The sequence below is a fragment of the Coleofasciculus sp. FACHB-542 genome (genome assembly GCF_014695825.1).
GTDB lineage: Bacteria > Cyanobacteriota > Cyanobacteriia > Cyanobacteriales > FACHB-T130 > FACHB-T130.
In genome coordinates, this window is sequence record NZ_JACJPB010000043.1 from 63,077 (window position 1) to 81,691 (window position 18,615).

The following is an 18,615-nucleotide window of genomic DNA, read 5'->3' on the forward strand; positions in this document are numbered from 1 at the left end:
CGGGTTAAGCAACTTGGGGCAAAGCAAAGTCCAGATCCGACGGTTTCTTAGGCTGATGGCATTCTTGCAATCAAACCACACATCTGGTTCACCCTGAGGGACAGGTGGTAATTGTTGATAACGCGACGTTCCATCATGGCGGACGCATTGCACCACTACTTGATTAGGCTGGATTGAGGCTGTTGTAATCTGCCCCCCTATTCTCCTGACCTCAATCGAATTGAAAAGTGTTGGGCTTGGCTCAAAACTCGCATTCGCCAATGCTTCTCTCACTCCAGTTCCCTCCGACACTCGAGCGAGTCTGTTCTTAGGGATGCTGTGTGCTAATACTCCTGCCGATAGGTATATATAGAAAGTTTCTGAATAATTAAGTAAGTTGTACTTTTAGCTTATTTGTTACATACGTAACATTTTAGGGAATCCTAGGAATAAAGTTAAAGCTCGCTTTTTAAACCTAATGACTCCTCTAGTACAGCAATTCCCAAAACTTTCTGGCTATACCTTGGTTGAGCAACTGTATCTAGGTTCTAGGACAGCTGTCTATCGAGGAGTGCAAAGGTTACAGCAATGTCCGGTGGTGATTAAGACACTGCGGCACGAATATCCTAGCTTCAGCGAATTGGTGCAGTTTCGCAATCAGTATGCGATCGCAAAAAATCTCGACATTCCAGGCATTGTCCAACCGATGAGTCTAGAACCCTATGCTCATGGCTATGCCTTGGTGATGGAAGACATTGGTGGCATCTCTCTACGTCATTACATCCAGACTTCCCCGCTGACGGTTGAACAATTCTGGCCAATTGCTCTGCAAATTGTGGATGTCCTCCACCAGCTCTATCAGCAACGAATTATTCACAAAGACATTAAACCCGCCAACATTCTGATTCAACCCGAAACTGGGCAGATTAAGCTAATTGACTTTAGCATTGCTTCCCTGTTACCCCGCGAAACCCAAGAGATTCAAAATCCCAACATTCTAGAAGGCACCCTAGCCTATATCTCACCAGAACAAACCGGGCGGATGAACCGGGGGATTGACTATCGCAGCGATTTCTATTCTTTGGGAATTACCTTTTTTGAAGTGCTCACAGGACAGTTACCGTTCCCAGCTGACGAGCCAATGGAAATGGTTCATGCCCATATAGCGAAGCAACCCCTCTCTGTCTGCGATCTCAACCCAGATTTGCCCATCCTGCTCGGTGAAATCCTTCGCAAACTGATGGCTAAGAATGCGGAAGAGCGCTATCAAAGTGCCCTCGGTCTTAAGCACGATCTAATGAGATGCCAGCAAGAGTATGATGTTGCGAGCAAACACGCCTGGTTTAACTTAGGTGAACGGGATATCAGCGATCGCTTTTTGATTCCCGAAAAACTCTACGGACGAGAACAAGAAGTTCAAACTTTGCTTGATGCGTTTGGTCGAGTTGCCAACGGAGCCTCCGAACTGATGCTGGTAGCCGGGTTTTCCGGCATTGGCAAAACCGCCGTCGTCAATGAAGTGCATAAGCCGATTGTGCGTTGGCATGGCTATTTCATCAAAGGTAAATACGACCAGTTCAACCGCAATCTTCCCTTTAGCGCCTTTGTCCAAGCGTTCCGCGACCTGATGGGTCAATTGCTCAGTAGTGATGACGTGCAGTTGCAAGAGTGGAAAGCGAAGATCCTGGCGGCAGTGGGTGACAATGGTCAGGTGCTGATCGAGGTAATTCCTGAACTCGAACAGGTACTTGGCTCGCAACCCCCTGTACCCGAACTCTCTGGTAGTGCCGCTCAGAACCGTTTCAATCTGCTGTTCCAGAAGTTCATCACGGTGTTCACCACCCCAGAGCATCCCCTGGTCATTTTCCTGGATGACTTGCAGTGGGCTGATTCGGCCTCTCTGAACCTGCTCAAACTCCTGCTAACCGAGCGCGATGCCTACGGCGGCAAGCAACGCGGTTATCTGTTCATCATCGGAGCCTATCGGGATAACGAAGTGTTCCCGACTCACCCCTTGATGCTGATGCTCGATGAGGTCAAAAAAGCTGAAACCCCGATCCATACCCTCACCCTGGAACCCCTGAGCCAAGGGGATGTGAATCAGTTAACGGCAGATACGCTGAGTTGCTCTCTGGAACTGGCTCAACCGCTGACGGAGTTGGTCTGTCAAAAAACCAAGGGAAATCCCTTCTTCCTCACCCAATTTCTCAAAGCTCTGCATGAGGACGGCTATATTTCGTTTGATTCCCAGGCAGGACATTGGCAGTGCGACTTAGCAACGGTGAAGTTACTCGCGCTCACGGATGATGTCGTTGAGTTCATGGCACTTCAGTTGCAAAAATTACCTGCTGCAACCCAGACTGCTTTGAAGCTGGCAGCTTGCATTGGCGCTCAGTTCGATTTGGCGACCCTGGCGATTGTCAATGAGCGATCGCCCGAAGATACCGCCATCGATCTCTGGAAAGCCTTGCAAGAAGGCGTGATTTTACCGATTGCCGAGGTCTATAAGTTTTATCAGCCGTCACCACTTCAGGTGGCAGAAGTCAACCAGGCAGCAACCTTTAACTGTTCCTATCGCTTTCTTCACGACCGCGTTCAGCAAGCCGCCTATTCTCTCATCCCTAACGAGCAAAAACAGACGACTCATTACCAAATCGGGCAACTGTTGCTGCAACAAGTTTCCCCTGCCGCCAGAGAAGAGCGCATTTTTGAAATCGTCAATCAGTTGAACTATGGAACCACGCTGGTTGAGGAACAACAGGAACGGGACGAACTTGCCCAACTCAACCTCACGGCTTGCCGCAAAGCCAGACTGGCAACTGCCTATCAAGCTGCCCGTGAATATGCCACCGTGGCGCTGAAACTGCTGGGAACAGACGCTTGGCACCGGCAGTACGACATGACTCTAGCTCTACACGACTTAGCTGCCGAGGTCGCTTTCTTGGTGGGCGATTTTGAGCAGATGGATCGGTGGATTGAAGCGGTAATTCATCATGCGAAAACGCCTTTAGAACAGGTGCAAGTCTATCAAGTCCGAATTCAGGCGTTAGTCGCCCGCAATCAATTTGTAGAAGCGATCGCGATCGGTCAATCGGTCTTCCGAATGTTGGGCGTGAACCTGCCGGACGAAACAACGCTAGAGGATATTCGGCTCCTGAAGCAGGAAATTGATGCCTTAATTGGCGATCGCGCCATTGAGTCATTCATCCATCTGCCCCCCATGAGCGATCCTCAGCAGCTCGCGATTATGCAAAATGCAGCGCGACTGACCCCCGTCTGCTATATGTCCGGCACAAAGCTTTATTTTCTGGTCGTAGCCCTCCAGGTTAAATTATCAATTCAGTTTGGCAATAGTCCGGTTTCCCCTTACTGCTACGCGGGTTACGCCTTTCAACTGAGGATATTGTGGGGAGACATGACCAAGGTGCCTCAGTTTGGGCAATTAGGATACCAACTCGCCTCAGAGCCAGATGCCAAAAATATTAGAGCCGCAACAGCCCTGTTAATGGGGGGGTATGTGGGTCACTGGACGATCCATCTGCGAGAAACGTTGGCTATTCTGCTGGAAGGCTATCAAGCTGGATTGGAAACTGGCAATCTAGAATTTATGGGCTACGATGCCCAGTTGTACTGCTTCAATGCTTATTGGTGCGGTCAACCGCTCGCTGAACTCGAACCTCAAATTCGCGCCTATTACCAACAGTTGTGCGACCTCCACCAAGTCACGGCAGCAAACTGTGTTTTGGCTTACTGGCAAGCGGCTCAAATTCTTTTGGGTGAGTCAGAGGAAGAGATTCTCCTACGCCAGGATGCCTATGAAGAACAAGTTCTGGATGAGGCAAAAGTCGATTTTTATCGACTATCTTTCTTTTACCTGTATCGATTCACATTGAATTACTGGCTGGAAGACTTTGCCAGAGCGGAACACGATGCCACTCAAACCCGACAGTATTTAGCCGGAGGGATGGGAAGTACCGTTGAACCGATCTTATATTTCTATGATTCTCTGACCGTGCTGGCGACTCCCCCGGAATCGATGTTGGAGTCAGAACCTAGATGGCAGCGAATGCAAGAAAATCAAGCCAAGCTAAAAGAGTGGGCAGATTATGGCCCCATGAATTACTTGCACAAATATCATCTAGTAGAAGCTGAAAAACATCGCGTTCTCGATCGCAAAACGGAAGCGATAGAACTGTATGACCTAGCGATCGCTGGTGCCAAAACCAATGGCTACCCTCAGGAAGCAGCCCTTGCCAATGAACTAGCGGCAAAATTCTACTTGGCTTGGAACAAAGAGCGGATCGCCCAAGCTTATATAATTGAAGCCTATTATGGCTATGCTCGCTGGGGGGCGAAAGCCAAACTCGCCGACTTAGAAACTCGCTATCCTCAACTACTGGCTCCCATCCTCCAACAAACGCAGACACTATTCTCTATTGACGAAACCGTATTTGCCACTGGAACTGTCACCGCTACGAATACTTCCTCCACCAGTATTTCTGATTCCCTGGATCTGCTTGCCATCCTCAAAGCTTCCCAAACTCTTTCTAGTGAAATTGAGCTTGAGCAGTTAATTGGTACTCTTTTACTTACGGTAATACAAACCTCAGGGGCGACGCAGTGCGCTTTGATGTTGAGTGAGGAACAAAATCTCACGGTTCAGGCTAAGGCAGAGCTTACGGGATCGGGTCAAATCGAAACGCAGATTCTGCATCCGGCGCAGTCGCTTGTCGATAGCGGTATAGTGCCCATCAGTCTGGTCACAAAAGTCAAACGCAACTTGCAGTCTGCCGTGATTACCAACGCCGTGCAAGAGCCGCTATTGATCGGTGATGTGTATATTCAAAACCAACAGCCCAAGAGTCTGCTGTGCAGCCCCATTCTGCAACAAGGCAAGTTGCTGGGTATGGTCTATCTGGAAAATAATCTGGCAACAGGAGCCTTTACCCGCGATCGCGTTAAGTTGCTGAATCTGCTCTGTGCCCAAGCTGCGATTTCCCTGGAGAATGCTCGCCTCTATCGGCAAGCCCAAGCCTATGCTCAACAGCTAGAAGAATCTCAGCTTCAGATTGTCCAAAACGAAAAAATGGCGACTTTGGGTAACTTGGTGGCAGGAGTTGCTCACGAAATTAATAACCCAGTCGGCTTCCTCAACGGCAGTATTAATAATGCCAAAGATTATGTAAAAGACCTGCGTGAGTATTTAGACACCTACCAGCAGCACCAGCCGCCTACTGGTTCAGTAGCCGAATTGGCCCAAGAAATTGACCTAGAGTTTCTATTGGAGGATTTACCCAAGTTAATTGACTCAATGCAAGGAGCGACCGATCGCATCAAAGGCATCAGCACCAGTCTGCGTACCTTCTCTCGTGCCGATACGGAACACAAAGTTAGCGCCAAGCTGCACGAAGGGTTAGATAGTACGCTGTTAATTCTCAAATATCGACTCAACGCGAATGAAAATCGGCCTGCTATTAAAGTTATCCGAAACTACGGTGAAATCCCTGAAATTGATTGCTTCCCCGGTCAGCTTAACCAGGTGTTTATGAACATTTTGGCTAATGCGATTGATATGTTCGATGAAATGGCACAGCAAACAACCTTTGAAAAATTAGAACATCATCCCCAACAGATCGCGATTCAAACTGCATTATTACCAGAACAAAATACGGTTGAAATTCGCATTAATGATAATGGTAAAGGCATGAATGAGGAAGTTAGAACTAAGATTTTCGATCACTTGTTTACGACTAAAGAGGTTGGTAAGGGAACGGGGTTAGGCTTAGCGATTGCTCGTCAGATTGTGCTAGAGAAACATGATGGTCGGCTGGAAGTCCAGTCGGAGTTAGGGCAAGGCACTGAGTTTTCCATCTTCCTCCCAGTTCGAGGTCAAGTCATCCATCCTGCTTGAAAGGCTGTAGATCAACCACCGCTGTGACGCAGTACAACCACTCTGTTGCAGCGGAAAGTTTAGATATCTTGGTGTAGATGCAAAGGCGATCTGCTGCCGCTGAACACGACCGTTGTACAGCTTAAATTCTGGGTTTTGGCTGCTGAAGCAGGGACTTTCGCCACTAGGGTTCAAAGTGGCAGCACAAATCGTCGATGTGCCATAAAAGTTCTTCTGGCACTAGATATGGAAGGAACTGGCTGAATTATAGATTTAACTCATTTGAGCTTACACGTCTCCTTCTTTTCTTATCCCAAACTCAGATTAATTTAAACTCCAACATTCGCCAAATCAAAGCGATTAAAAACAAAAAACCCCAGTACCCATCTGGGGTGTACTGAGGAGCGAGTTCTTTCGAGTCCGATTATTTTTTATCTAGAGTCCCGTCCGCTTTGTTCTCTACATGACAGCCGAAATTTGCTCCACTAACGAAAGCCGTCCTTTACACGCGGCGCGAAGCAGACGGTCGATGACATCTCTCTCTTCTTCACCCAGCGAATCATCGAGTAGCGCTGCCATAAGTCCGTAGCGGTCAGCAAGCGTCAGGGAACCAGAATAAGTAACTTGAGCGAATAACTCAGAGAGGGCGGTGGGGAGAAGTTGGATAGAAGGCATCGTTTGGACTTGAACTCGATATCTATAATATCGGTGAATTTCCGGTTGTCATTGGTGATGCGATGGGATAGCAAAAAGTGATTCTTTTAGCCGCCTCTTGTGATTCAAATCACAAGAAATGGCGAACTCAATCGCAGCACGAGTACGATCTGGGTCACTTTATGGCTTCCTGGCGAAAGCTTTACGTTTGTGCTGAATCGAGACTCCCAGAGGCTTCCGTCCTAGGAGTGTCAATTTAAGTCAATAGCAAGGCAAAAAGACTGCACAAAGCAATGCCATCAAAGACTCCGGCTCCGCCGATACTCAGCACTCCTGGTGTCATTGCTTTAATTTCCTTCAGATGCAGCAAATCCGCACCAATCAACGTTCCCAATACGCCCCCAGCAAACGCGACAGGAGCAGCATGAACCCCTGCAATCACAATGGCAGACAGCGCAGCGGTTAGGGGAGCCAATAATGGACTCATTTGAATACCAATTCCCGGCACCACTTTCGCCCCGTAGTAGCTAACAAGCGAGACAATTGCAGTCACTAGGACAATGAAGAGCGCATCTGCACGGGTAAATTGGTACAGCGCCACAACTAGCGGAATTAATCCGCCTCCCACATTTAAAGCTACGACAGTTGAACGCCGCACTTTCCTCAGAGGAATCCCCCAGAATTGCCTTAACCAGAAGGAGGTAAAGTCATCGATCAAGTCAGCTTGGGATTCCACTCGATAGAGGGGGATATTGATAGTGCTGCCCAGAATAACTGCTGTTAGTAATAAAACAGCCATACCGGGAGAAAATCCTAGCTTGGCTACCGCAATTTGCACCACATCCACCGCTAAAGCAAATCACAGAAAAGGTAGTAGCAGCAGGAACAGGATAAATAGAAGTAGTGAAACTGGAAGATAAATCATAAACATCTGAGGGAAGGATTCCTGGTTTGAGTCCTTCACGCTGTCGCTATTGTATAAAGTTAGAGAAATCGAGCGGGACGGTGTTGACCACCTTACGCATTCGTTATTGCCGTACACGAGCAGGAAAGGTTCGCGGTTGTGCGCCCCTACGATAGGGGCTGAAAGCATTACTTACTAAGTAGGGTTTTCCCTAATGACAAAATTTTTTGGATAGAACAATATTAGATTAAGGCAAGTAAATAAGTCTTGTGACTGAAAGCTGCTTTCTCAAAGTAATTAGCAGTGTACCCAGTTACTGAAAAAGACTATTTTCTTGCCTCAGGTAAAGCAGCTTCTCCATATTAAGTAATCGCAATCAAAGAAGCTGTGCGCGAGCCTATCAAACGATAACGTTGAGTGAGTTAAGTCTATAACGGAGGTAACTGAACGTATGGCACTAATACGTTGGCAACCATTCCGCGAAATAGAAACCTTACGCCGTCAATTTGACGAACTGTTTGAGGAACTTGCAAGAGGCAACCGCGAGTCTGAGATGACTTGGACGCCTTTGGTTGAACTTCAAGATATGGATGACAACCTCATTCTCAGGGCACAACTTCCCGGATTAGAAGCTAAGGATCTCGATGTCCAAGTGACTCGTGATGCAGTTTCAATTTCGGGGGAACACCGCTCTGAAAACAAGGTTGAAGAGAAAGGATATTTCCGCTCGGAGTTTCGTTACGGTAAATTCCAACGGATGATTCCTTTGCCGGTTCATATCCAAAACGAGCGGGTACAAGCTGACTTCCAGAATGGCGTCTTAACGCTGACTCTACCTAAGGTGGAAGAAGCGCAACGCCGAGTGGTCAGACTCAACTTGGGTGAAAGCCAAGGCGCGGGCAGCGTTAGCGTAGCCATGCGCGATCGCGCTATAGCGATGCCAAAGGAAATCGCTGGAACAAATGCTTCCACAAATGCTTCCACGACGGTAGAAGCGAACAGCGAACAAGGTAACGGTCATAACGACCAGGCTCAAGCTGAATCAGCGATCGCTTCCTAATTAACGCGCTTCGCATCCTCCATTCCTCCTGAGAAACATGGCAGCAGACGGGAGCAATTCCGTCTGTTGCTGAAACGACAACTAACCGCGATCGCAATCACTGCAAGTGCGATCGCGGTTAATTTGTTCACATAACAGCTTTGTGCATTCCCACAAGTTAAAGGATTATTCCAATTTGTCTGTTGATCGCTGCTTCAATCGCCGCATCAGTGGCTTGAACTGAGATTTTAAAATACACACCCACAGCAGCCTTCAATCTCCAGTAGTGTTGCAGCTGGAGATTGAAGCGTGGTACGGTTGCATCTCCCTGGAATCCAGGTTAAGCCTGGTTCTTTACGAAGACGAAAATTCAGGGAATAATTAGAGAAATACAGATGAGGAAAATTTTTAGTTCGGTAGAAATACTATGCTGAGAATTGCGATCGTAGCTCTATTAACTTTGGAGATAGTGTTATTGTCTGCGTTAGCGCTATCTCCAGCTAACGCGACTAGCAGTGACTTTGAAAATTACATCTGGAGCTTTGCAGATGTAGGCAGTCATCAAGTTGTTTGTAAGAAGATTGTGATGCATCCAGAGAAACAGTTGCAGTCCGGAGAATCTGGCAGACAAGTTGTAAAGATGTCTTCTACCTCTACAGTTGTGAGTGATAGTTATTGCGGTTCCTCTACGAAACCTGTTGTGGGAAGCTGATCGGTTACTTCAATTTAGTCACCTCAATACTGGGGTGACTGGAACGCATCTCACATCTTAGTTATGTTTTTTCCGATTGCTTCCGAAAAGATATAGCAGTCCTAAATGATGCGTGAAAGCGAAATCACCGACTTCCTTAGAAGTCGGTGATCTGAACTGCTGACTCACCACTCAAATAGGATTGCTATAGCGCCAGCTAAAAAGAGATTATTACGCGCAAAACTCGCACGATAGAAGTATTTTAATTCTCAAAACTATACCTCAAATTTTATATTTTTAGGTTCGGACATCTCTACCTTCTTAATTCCAAATTTCCGCCTAAAGTAGCATTTACAAAACTAAATAATCTTTATTAAAGTTTTGTGAAGTAATTTCCTCTGTTTAGAAAATCCTTCACGAGGAATAAAAGATCTATAGAACAGAGCCTCTTCTAATCTAAATTAGACTTTACTACAATTAGGAGGTTAGTGATGAGAATTGCACAGGTGGCCCCTTTATGGGAGCGTGTTCCACCTCCAGCCTATGGCGGCATTGAATTAGTTGTCGGGTTACTTTGCGATGAATTAGTCCGGCGCGGTCATGAGGTCACTTTGTTTGCATCTGGTGATTCCATCAGTCTCGCTAAATTAGAATCTGTTCATCCACAGGCACTCCGTTTAGACTCCTCAGTGAAGGAATATAGCATTTACGAAATGCTGCAATTGAGTCGAGTCTACGAGCAAGCAGATAAATTTGATATTATTCACTCTCACATGGGCTGCGCTGCCTTGCCTTATGCGAATCTGGTAAAAACGCCTACTGTTCACACCCTGCATGGCATTTTTACCCCAGACAATGAAAAGCTGTTTATGCACGCCCGTCGTCAACCTTTCATTAGTATCTCCAATGACCAGCGGGAACCCAGACTAAATCTGAACTGCGTCGCTACAGTTTATAACGGCATCAATCCAACGATTTATGAGTTTTACCCCCAGCCGGATAACCCCCCTTACTTGGCTTTTCTAGGTCGAATCTCACCGGAAAAAGGGCCGCATTTGGCAATAGAAATTGCTAAGCGTTCTGGCTGGCACTTAAAGATGGCAGGGAAAGTGGATGTCGTTGATGTGGAATATTTTGAGCAGCAAATCAAGCCTCACATTGATGGTAAGCAGATTGAATATTTGGGTGAAGCAAACCATGTTCAAAAGAATGCATTGATGGGAGGGGCTGTTGCAACTTTATTCCCAATTACCTGGCGCGAACCGTTTGGGTTAGTCATGATTGAATCGATGGCATCGGGAACACCAGTGATTGCAATGAAGATGGGTTCTACGCCAGAAGTGATTGCTCACGGGAAGACAGGCTTTTTGACCCACAACGTTGAAGAAGCGATCGCTGCAATCGATCAAGCTGCCCAATTGAACCGCTACGCTTGTCGAGAACACGTGCTAAGCCACTTCAGCGTCCAACAGATGACTGATGGTTACGAAGCAGTTTATCAACAAATCTTGGCAGAGCGCTTTTCGCAAAATGGTCACGTCCGCAGTCAATCTAAATTGCGTAGCACCCATTAATCGCTAATCGTTTTGAGGAATCTTACAGGGAGGAGGAAGCTTTTACCATCCAAACTGTAAGTCTTAATTCCTCAATTCAGTTCAGTTAAGAGCGAATCGCAGTTTAAGAATTCTAATTTTCATAAAATTTGGTATGATTTCGCCTAGTTGCTGTTAGGTCAGCCGACTTAAAAATAATTTCGCTAAATTAAGTCGTAGGCAATTTCGCGTCTCTACAAAGCCGGAGATTTATCTCAAGGCTCTTATGTCAGTGCCCTTCGGCTTAGCAATGGTGCAAGCTATGAGCTTTGCCACTAACCGGAGTGCTTGATAATTCAGCAAATTTTTACATAACTGTGGCTCAGATAAAGATATAGATAAGGGAGCAAGCCATCTACCAATCGGCAAGAGGACTTCCCAATGCATTACCGTCTTAGATACCTCAGCTTTGCTACTGCGACTCTACTACTTTCGGTAACATTCCCCCTTTTACCGCTTACCTCAAACTTTGAGCCGTTGGTAGTTCAGGCACAAACGACCCAAGATAGAAATGCTAAGGCGAAGCGGCTGAACGAAGAGGGACTTCAGCAATTAGACAGGGGGCAATTTCAAGAAGGCTTAGAGAAATTCCAGCAGGCTTTAGCGATTAATCGAGAAATTGGCGATCGCAAAGGCGAGGGAGTCAGCCTCAACAACATTGGGCTAGCTTACAATAACTTGGATCGATATCCCAAAGCTTTAGAGTTTTATCAACAAGCTTTAGCGATTTTTATAGAAAGTCGGGATAAGGCGGAGGAAGGAAACACTCGCAGTAACATCGGGTTAGTTTACCGCAAACTGAGTCAGTACCCTAAAGCCCTAGAGTTCTATCAGCAAGCCTTAGCCATTCGCAAAGAAATTGGTGATCGGGCAGGGATAGGGACAACTCTCAACAATATTGGAGCAGTTTACAACAGCCTTGGAGAGTATCCCAAAGCGCTAGAGTTCTTTAACCAAGCCTTAGCCATTCGCAGAGAAATTGGCGATAAGAGGGGGGAAGGGACAACCCTCGGCAACATTGGATCGGTTTACAACGAGTCGGGACAGTACCTGAAAGCTTTAGAGTTTTATCAACAAGCTTTAGTCATTGCTAGAGAAGTTAGAAACAAAGCGGGGGAAGGGGCAACTCTCAGCAACATTGGAACAGTTTACAACAGTCTTGGAGAGTACCCGAAAGCCTTAGACTTCCATCAACAAGCTTTAGCTATTTTCACCAAAATTGGTGCTAAGGCGTGGGAAGGGACAACCCTCAACAAGATTGGAGTAGTTTACAACAACCTAGGGCAGTATTCAAAAGCTTTGGAGTTCTATCAACAAGCTTTAGCGATTCGCACAAAAATTGGCGACAAGGCGGGTGAAGGGACAACCCTTAGCAATATTGGAGGAGTTTACAACAACCTGGGGCAGTACCCGAAAGCCTTAGAGTTCTATCAACAAGCTTTAGCGATTCGCACAAAAATTGGCGATAAGGCGGGGAAAGGAGTAACTCTTAACAATATTGGGGCAGTTTACGTCGAGCTAGGGCAGTATCCAAAAGCTTTGGAGTTCTATCAACAAGCTTTAGCCATTCGTCAAGAAGTTGGCGATAAGCTGGGGAAAGGGGTAACTCTTAACAATATTGGGTTAGTTTACGCCAACCTGGGACAGTACCCAAAAGCCTTGGAATTCTATCAACAAGCTTTAGCGATTGGCAAAGAAATTGGCGACAAGGCAGGGCAAGGGGTGACTTTCAACAATATTGGGTTAGTTTACGACAATCTAGGACAGTACCCGAAAGCGTTGGAGTTCAATCAACAAGCTTTAGCGATTCGCACAAAAATTGGCGACAAGGCGGGGGAAGGGACAACCCTCGATAATATTGGAGCAATTTACTACAAGCGGGGACAGTACGAGAAAGCATTAGAGTTTTATCAACAAGCTTTAGCGATTCGTAAAGAAGTTGGCGATAAGGCGGGGGAAGGGACAACCCTCAATAATATTGGGGCAGTTTACTACGACCAGAAACAGTACCCAAAAGCGTTGGAGTTTTATCAACAAGCTTTAGCGATTCGTAAAGAAATTGGCGATAAGCCTGGGGAAGGTGTAACCCTCAATAATATTGGTTGGCTTTTAGAAGAACAGAAGCAGCCAGAATTAGCGATCGCTTTCTTCAAACAATCTGTCAATGTCACCGAAGCCATTCGCAAAGATTTAAGAAGCCTGCCAAAAGAGCAACAGCAGTCTTACACCGAAACCGTTGCAGCCACCTATCGTCGTCTCGCTGACCTTTTGCTCAAAGAAAACAGGGTACTCGAAGCGCAACGAGTCCTCGACTTGCTCAAAGTTCAAGAACTCGACGATTACCTCCGCACCGTACAAGGGAACGAAAATACAAAACCGGGGGTGGAATATCTACCCTTAGAAGAGCGACTTTTGGGCGAGTACAATACTGAACTAGCTTCTGTTGTCCAAATCGGTAAAGAACTACAGAAACTCCAGAAAATTCCCGCAAGCGATCGCACCCCTGAGCAAGAACAGCGCCGACGGCAGATTGAAACCGCTCAGCGGGCAACAACTCGAAAATTTCTCGATTTCATCGGTTCTCCCCAAATTGTCGCTCTTGTCGGGCAACTGAACCAAACTACAGGCGGCGAAAACCTCAGCCCACAACTGCTTGTAGGTTTACAGGACAACCTCAAGAAACTGGCACAAAATGCCGTTCTCCTCTATCCGCTGATTCTCGAAGATCGCCTGGAACTGGTACTCATTACCCCCTACGCGCCTCCGATTCATCAGACTGTCCCCGTCAAACGAGAAGAACTCAACCGCACCATTGTCGATTTTCGCTCAGCTTTGAAAAATCCGAACGCGAATGCGAAAGAACCTGCCCAAAAACTCTACAATTGGCTCATTCAACCGATAGAAGCTGCCCTTAAAGAAGCGAACGCCCAGACCATTATCTATGCCCCAGACGGGCAACTGCGCTACATTCCCCTGGCGGCTTTGTATGACGGCAATCAGTGGTTGGTGCAGAAGTACCGCGTCAATAATATCACTGCCTTGAGTTTGATCGAGTGGGACAAGAAACCCCAAGCGCCTAAGATTTTAGCGGGTGCGTTCAGTCAGGGAAATTACAGCTTTCAAGTCGGCGATCGCAACTTCAACTTTGGAGGATTGCGCTTTGCAGGAAAGGAAGTCGAAAACTTGGCGGCGATGCTTCCTAACACGACAGGTTTACTCAACCGGGACTTTAGCGAAAAGGAAATATTAGCCCGGATCAGCGATTATTCTATCCTCCACTTCGCGACTCATGCCGCCTTTGTCACGGGGAAACCTGAAGATTCGTTTATTTTATTTGGTAATGGCGATCGCGCAAATTTCCGCGATGTCGAAACTTGGCCTCTGAAAAATACCGATCTCGTCGTCCTTTCTGCTTGCGAAACCGGAGTCGGCGGTCAATTAGGCGATGGAAAAGAGATTTTAGGCTTTGGGTACCTGATGCAAAAGGCGGGTGCGAGGGCGGCGATCGCATCTTTGTGGACGGTCGATGATGGCGGTACCCAAGCACTGATGAATGCTTTCTATACCGCCCTAGAAAATGGCAATACCCCAAAAGCTGAATCCCTCCGCCAAGCACAAATCGCCTTGATTACCGGCGACTATACAGCTTTGGGTCAAGAACGGGGCATTTTTGTCGTCGAACGGATTCGCGATATACCCGGTAATGTTAGCGATCGCCTTAGCCACCCTTATTATTGGGCACCCTTCATCTTAATTGGCAATGGTCTATAAATGCCGATTACTGCTGTTCTTGCCCCGATCCGCCTTGATTCGGTCGTTGAGTCGCGGCGGCATTCTCCGGACTTTCTTCTTCGGCTCTTCTCGCATCAACACCTTCATCCAGAAGATCGGCTGGCTCTACTGAGAGATCAGCCGCAGTATCAATGCGACCATTCGCATTCGTGTTGGGTTTTGGTGAAGTGCTTTTATGACTGGCATGACCACCTGGCATAATTTTTTCCTCAACTTAAATGAATTTATCTCTTTCAGCTTAGACTCGTCGGTTTAGAGAAATACCCTATCTTGGGGCTTAAATTTGGCTAAAAAAACCAACATTTCTGATTAGTTTCTGTTTATTCATTTCTGTCTATTTATACTCAAAAAGTATAGATGGAGACGCGACAACTCCTGTTTATACTGGCTATCTAGACGAAACCCGCTCTCAACGGCTTTCAACCCGGCTCTGCCAGAATTTGTCAACCGTATCTTTTTAATCACCAGAATATTTTTTAGCATATTGAGATTTTAATTCAAGAGATCATACTTAGGATTGATGAGCTTACTAAGATAAATTTGCTTTTCTCTTGAAGAGTTGCTCGATTAAAAGATTTGTTAAATCGGTTAAAAAGATTAGCTCTGTTCTGGCATAAATACGATGAGTCTCTTCAAAGAAATATCGCTAAAGATACGTTTTGTTCTAGGATCGCTGCTCTATGTGAGTTATATGCCGCAGGCATGGGTCTATTCTCGCCAACGCGATCGCATTGAACAAGAGTTTCTCAATCCGCCAGCCGATGAGGCTTTTGACAACCCCGGAAAATTACTGCGGGGCGAGCCAAGCAATCGAGGTGCTAATTTTTACTTCGAGCAAGCAGAGTTAGAAATTTGTTTTCTGACTAGCGATTTAGTCCGAGTGGATTGGAAGCCGGGGATACCGCCGATTCCGTATGCGATCGCTCGTCAGGATTGGTCGGAAGTGGAGACGACGCTGGAAGAAACGGCGGAGGGTTGGACGGTTTCGAGCCACAATCTCACCGTTATCGTCGGAATTGATGGCAGCCTGAAATTCTGCGACGCCTCTGGACAAACCATACGGGAAGAACTCCCGCCGCAGCGAAAAGATGGGGGATGGATTCACAAAGCCCAACTGCGAGAAGAAGAACGCATTTATGGCTTGGGAGAACGCGCTTCTTCCCTCAACCTGCGTGCAGCGAGGGAGGTGACAAAGAAAGGAGAAGTTACCGAGCAACCTAAAACTTATCGGATGTGGAACTATGACGCGGCTGGCATGTATGCCCCCGGTTCAGATCCGATGTATATTTGCATTCCGGTTTATTGGGGTCTTCACTCCGCAGGCAGTTACTTGGTTTTCTATGAAAATTCTTTTAATGCCAATTTTACGTTTGCAGATGTCGCCACAGCCAACTTCGACGGAGGATCGCTGCGTTACTACTTTACTTCCGGCTCCCCTGCGGAACTACTAGAGCGTTACACGGAGCTGACGGGACGTTCTCCCCTGCCTCCCCGCTGGGCTTTGGGATATCATCAGTCGAAGTGGGGATATGGTACCGAAGAAGCAGTCCGAAAAGAAGCGAAGACATTTCAGGCTCATAATTTGCCGTTGAGTGCGATTCACCTAGATATTGACTGTCAGGTGGGATACCGAGCCTTCACGATTGACCCGGAGCGTTTTCCCAACTTAGGAAGTTTTACCCAAGAACTGGCTGAGCTAGGGGTGCAGTTTATTGCCATTCTCAACCCAGGAATTAAGTACAGCCGCCAGAGCAACTTGTTTTTAGAGGGTCAGATTCTCGATGCGTTTTGCAAACACCCCAACGGCAAGCTTGTTGTTGCCCCAGTTTGGCCCGGTTGGTCAGTTTTCCCCGATTACACGAATCCAACGGTACGCAAGTGGTGGAGTCGGCAGTATGCATACTTGCTCGATGTCGGCGTGGCGGGATTTTGGCACGACATGAACGAACCCGCTGCATTTATTCTTTGGGGCGATCGCTCTCTTCCCAAACCGACACGGCATTTCTTGGAAGGGAGAGGTGGCGACCACCGCGAGGCGCATAACATCTACGGGTTGCTGCAAGCGGAGGCGGGATACGAAAGTCTGCGGGAACATAGACCCCATCAACGCCCGTTCATTGTTTCGCGTTCGGGTTGGGCGGGACTTCAACGTTATGCTTGGACTTGGACGGGCGATATTGAGTGTACTTGGGCGGCGTTGCGCCAGACGATGGCAACGGTGGTGGGGTTAGGACTATCGGGAGTTCCTTATAGCGGCCCGGATATCGGCGGTTTTCAGGGAAATCCGAGTGCTGAACTTTACCTGCGCTGGTTCCAGATGGCAAGTTTTCTGACTTTTTGCCGCACCCATTCTTCTAATAACGTTGAACACCGCACACCGTGGACGTATGGTGAACCTTACCTGAGTATCATTCGGCAATTCTTGCAATTACGCTACCGACTGCTGCCCTACTTCTATACATTGGCTTGGGAAGCAAGCCAGAAGGGTTATTCTCCAGTTCGTCCGCTTTTCTGGGCTGACAGCGATGAATCTGCACTTTGGGATGTAGAAGATGCTTTCTTGTTGGGCGATGCACTGCTGATTTGTCCGATTGTCGAGGATAAAGCGCGATCGCGTGAAGTCCTGTTACCGAAAGGTCGTTGGTATCGTTTCTGGGATGATGCCGTACTGGAAGGTTCGCAGCTGGTGAATCTGGATGCACCGCTAGAGCAGATTCCGGTGCTGGTGAGGGCGGGGAGTATTCTCCCAATGGAGGAAGAGCGGCAACTGATTCTCCACCTCTATCCACCCGTGCAAGGAACCGGCGAAGCTCATCTTTACAGCGACGCCGGAGATGGATATGGAGAATCGCGGCTCGATCGATTCCGGATGGTGCGGGACGAGAACGGTTTAGAACTGACCTGGGAAGAACAACACGGGGATTATGCTTTCCCTTACGCCAGTGTCCAAGTGCAACTTCACGGGATGGAAGTGCAGCAAGCTTGGATCGATGGGGCAGAAGTGACTTGTCAGGGGAATCGTGTGGAATGCGTTAGCGCAGCGGGAGGCGGTAGCATCCATCGCTTCCAGCAAATTCGTTTGAAAGGAGCGTTTTTTTAATCCCAATTGCCTGTTTTCAGCTTGATTGGAGAATGGCTACGTCAGTCCTGTCGATGATAGTTTCATGCGTACAAACAGTGCCGGTGCCAGGAAAACGATCCACAGTGCCGCGATCGCAAACGTCACCACCTCAAGCGCCACCCCGTAAATGCCGATGAGGCGAGGCACCAGTACGAGCAAGGCAAGTCCTCCCAAACCGACCGCCAGCTTCAACATTTGCTTTTGGAGGGGAAGTATATCTGGAGAGTAATGAACGTACCAATATTCCAGGGGCATTCCAATTCCCATACCCAGTGCAGCACCAAAAATTTCCCAAGCTTGGGGCAAAAAGCCGGTGAAAGGAAACACTGCAACGGGTGCGGAAAGACCGAGGATTAAGAAAAATCGAAAGGGGCGTCCGGAGAACCAGTGCAAAAGCACGAACCACAAACGCTGATAAGTCAGCACCAGGATCAGCCCGATCGACACACCACCGAGTAAGTCTACCGGATAGTGTACGCCGAGATATAGGCGACTCAGCATCACCCCCGCAACAATACCCCCCGCAACCACGATCGGGATACGATCGAACGCAGCCAACGTTCCCCACAGGGTAGTTGCAGTAACGGTGTGTCCGCTGGGAAAGGACGGTACTGTTTGTTTTTCCCGGATCTCGATCTGCGGGTCGTGCGGACGCGCCACAGGGAAGAGTGTCCAAATCAGGACGTTTGTAAAGGTTGCCCAGAGGATAATACCCAGCAAGCCGTAGGCAAGCTCTCGCCCCCAGATCCACAACACCACAGCAAAGACCACTGCGATCGCTGGAACTGTCCCCAGTATGGTAAGGGTCTTAAAGAACCAACTCCAGCTAGCCCCAAAAAAGCGCTGAACCCCAATAATCGACTCAGCACTCCACAGTACCTCAATCCCCATGCCGCAATTTTTTCCAAAAAACCTAACTAAATATATTACGTTTTAGCTAAGTCGCCGTGCTG

At 47.6% G+C, this 18,615-nt stretch carries 9 protein-coding genes and 2 pseudogenes; 7 read left to right on the forward strand and 4 right to left on the reverse strand.

What is annotated here, in order from left to right; translation table 11 throughout:
* Positions 1 to 98 precede the first annotated feature (98 nt).
* Both H6F52_RS16740 and H6F52_RS16745 read left to right on the forward strand, forming a co-directional pair.
* Positions 99 to 327 (forward strand): annotated as a pseudogene (locus tag H6F52_RS16740) (transposase); the annotation flags it as partial.
* A gap of 130 nt (positions 328 to 457) precedes the next feature.
* Positions 458 to 5,890 (forward strand): ATP-binding sensor histidine kinase, encoded by a 5,433-nt coding sequence (locus tag H6F52_RS16745; RefSeq protein WP_190536156.1) that lies wholly within the window; start codon positions 458 to 460, stop codon positions 5,888 to 5,890.
* 438 nt (positions 5,891 to 6,328) lie between these two features.
* Here the strand turns inward: H6F52_RS16745 and H6F52_RS16750 are convergent, their stop codons facing one another.
* On the reverse strand, positions 6,329 to 6,544 hold the full coding sequence (locus tag H6F52_RS16750) for a hypothetical protein (RefSeq protein ID WP_190412247.1): 216 nt from the start codon (positions 6,542 to 6,544) through the stop codon (positions 6,329 to 6,331).
* Between the two features lie 235 nt (positions 6,545 to 6,779).
* Positions 6,780 to 7,448 (reverse strand): annotated as a pseudogene (locus H6F52_RS16755) (DUF1614 domain-containing protein).
* 430 nt (positions 7,449 to 7,878) lie between these two features.
* Here H6F52_RS16755 and H6F52_RS16760 point away from each other — a divergent pair.
* From H6F52_RS16760 to H6F52_RS16775, 4 genes are all read left to right on the forward strand, one after another.
* Entirely contained in the window at positions 7,879 to 8,487 is a 609-nt protein-coding gene (locus H6F52_RS16760) for an Hsp20/alpha crystallin family protein (RefSeq protein WP_190536157.1), read from the forward strand.
* A gap of 406 nt (positions 8,488 to 8,893) precedes the next feature.
* Complete coding sequence (locus H6F52_RS16765) at positions 8,894 to 9,178, forward strand: hypothetical protein (protein WP_190536158.1); 285 nt, start codon at positions 8,894 to 8,896, stop codon at positions 9,176 to 9,178.
* A 470-nt stretch (positions 9,179 to 9,648) separates the two neighbouring features.
* The gene (locus tag H6F52_RS16770; RefSeq protein ID WP_190536159.1) at positions 9,649 to 10,731 is read left to right on the forward strand and encodes a glycosyltransferase family 4 protein; all 1,083 of its coding nucleotides are present in this window, start codon (positions 9,649 to 9,651) and stop codon (positions 10,729 to 10,731) included.
* Positions 10,732 to 11,130: 399 nt separating this feature from the next.
* Positions 11,131 to 14,520, forward strand: coding sequence for a tetratricopeptide repeat protein (locus H6F52_RS16775; RefSeq protein ID WP_190536160.1), 3,390 nt, complete (start codon positions 11,131 to 11,133; stop codon positions 14,518 to 14,520).
* A 7-nt stretch (positions 14,521 to 14,527) separates the two neighbouring features.
* Here the strand turns inward: H6F52_RS16775 and H6F52_RS16780 are convergent, their stop codons facing one another.
* Positions 14,528 to 14,740, reverse strand: a complete 213-nt coding sequence (locus H6F52_RS16780; protein WP_190412242.1) for a hypothetical protein — start codon at positions 14,738 to 14,740, stop codon at positions 14,528 to 14,530.
* 423 nt (positions 14,741 to 15,163) lie between these two features.
* Between H6F52_RS16780 and H6F52_RS16785 the strand changes: the two genes are divergently transcribed.
* On the forward strand, positions 15,164 to 17,641 hold the full coding sequence (locus H6F52_RS16785; RefSeq protein WP_190536161.1) for a glycoside hydrolase family 31 protein: 2,478 nt from the start codon (positions 15,164 to 15,166) through the stop codon (positions 17,639 to 17,641).
* A gap of 36 nt (positions 17,642 to 17,677) precedes the next feature.
* On the opposite strand, the gene H6F52_RS16790 is transcribed toward H6F52_RS16785, so the two are convergent.
* Complete coding sequence (locus H6F52_RS16790; protein ID WP_190536162.1) at positions 17,678 to 18,553, reverse strand: phosphatase PAP2 family protein; 876 nt, start codon at positions 18,551 to 18,553, stop codon at positions 17,678 to 17,680.
* Between the last annotated feature and the right edge of the window lie 62 nt (positions 18,554 to 18,615).

Excerpts from the sequence above, each read along its gene's own strand:
- H6F52_RS16745 (WP_190536156.1), top strand. The coding sequence starts at position 458 with ATGACTCCTCTAGTACAGCAATTCCCAAAACTTTCTGGCTATACCTTG.
- H6F52_RS16750 (WP_190412247.1), bottom strand. The coding sequence starts at position 6,544 with ATGCCTTCTATCCAACTTCTCCCCACCGCCCTCTCTGAGTTATTCGCT.
- H6F52_RS16760 (WP_190536157.1), top strand. The coding sequence starts at position 7,879 with ATGGCACTAATACGTTGGCAACCATTCCGCGAAATAGAAACCTTACGC.
- H6F52_RS16765 (WP_190536158.1), top strand. The coding sequence starts at position 8,894 with ATGCTGAGAATTGCGATCGTAGCTCTATTAACTTTGGAGATAGTGTTA.
- H6F52_RS16770 (WP_190536159.1), top strand. The coding sequence starts at position 9,649 with ATGAGAATTGCACAGGTGGCCCCTTTATGGGAGCGTGTTCCACCTCCA.
- H6F52_RS16775 (WP_190536160.1), top strand. The coding sequence starts at position 11,131 with ATGCATTACCGTCTTAGATACCTCAGCTTTGCTACTGCGACTCTACTA.
- H6F52_RS16780 (WP_190412242.1), bottom strand. The coding sequence starts at position 14,740 with ATGCCAGGTGGTCATGCCAGTCATAAAAGCACTTCACCAAAACCCAAC.
- H6F52_RS16785 (WP_190536161.1), top strand. The coding sequence starts at position 15,164 with ATGAGTCTCTTCAAAGAAATATCGCTAAAGATACGTTTTGTTCTAGGA.
- H6F52_RS16790 (WP_190536162.1), bottom strand. The coding sequence starts at position 18,553 with ATGGGGATTGAGGTACTGTGGAGTGCTGAGTCGATTATTGGGGTTCAG.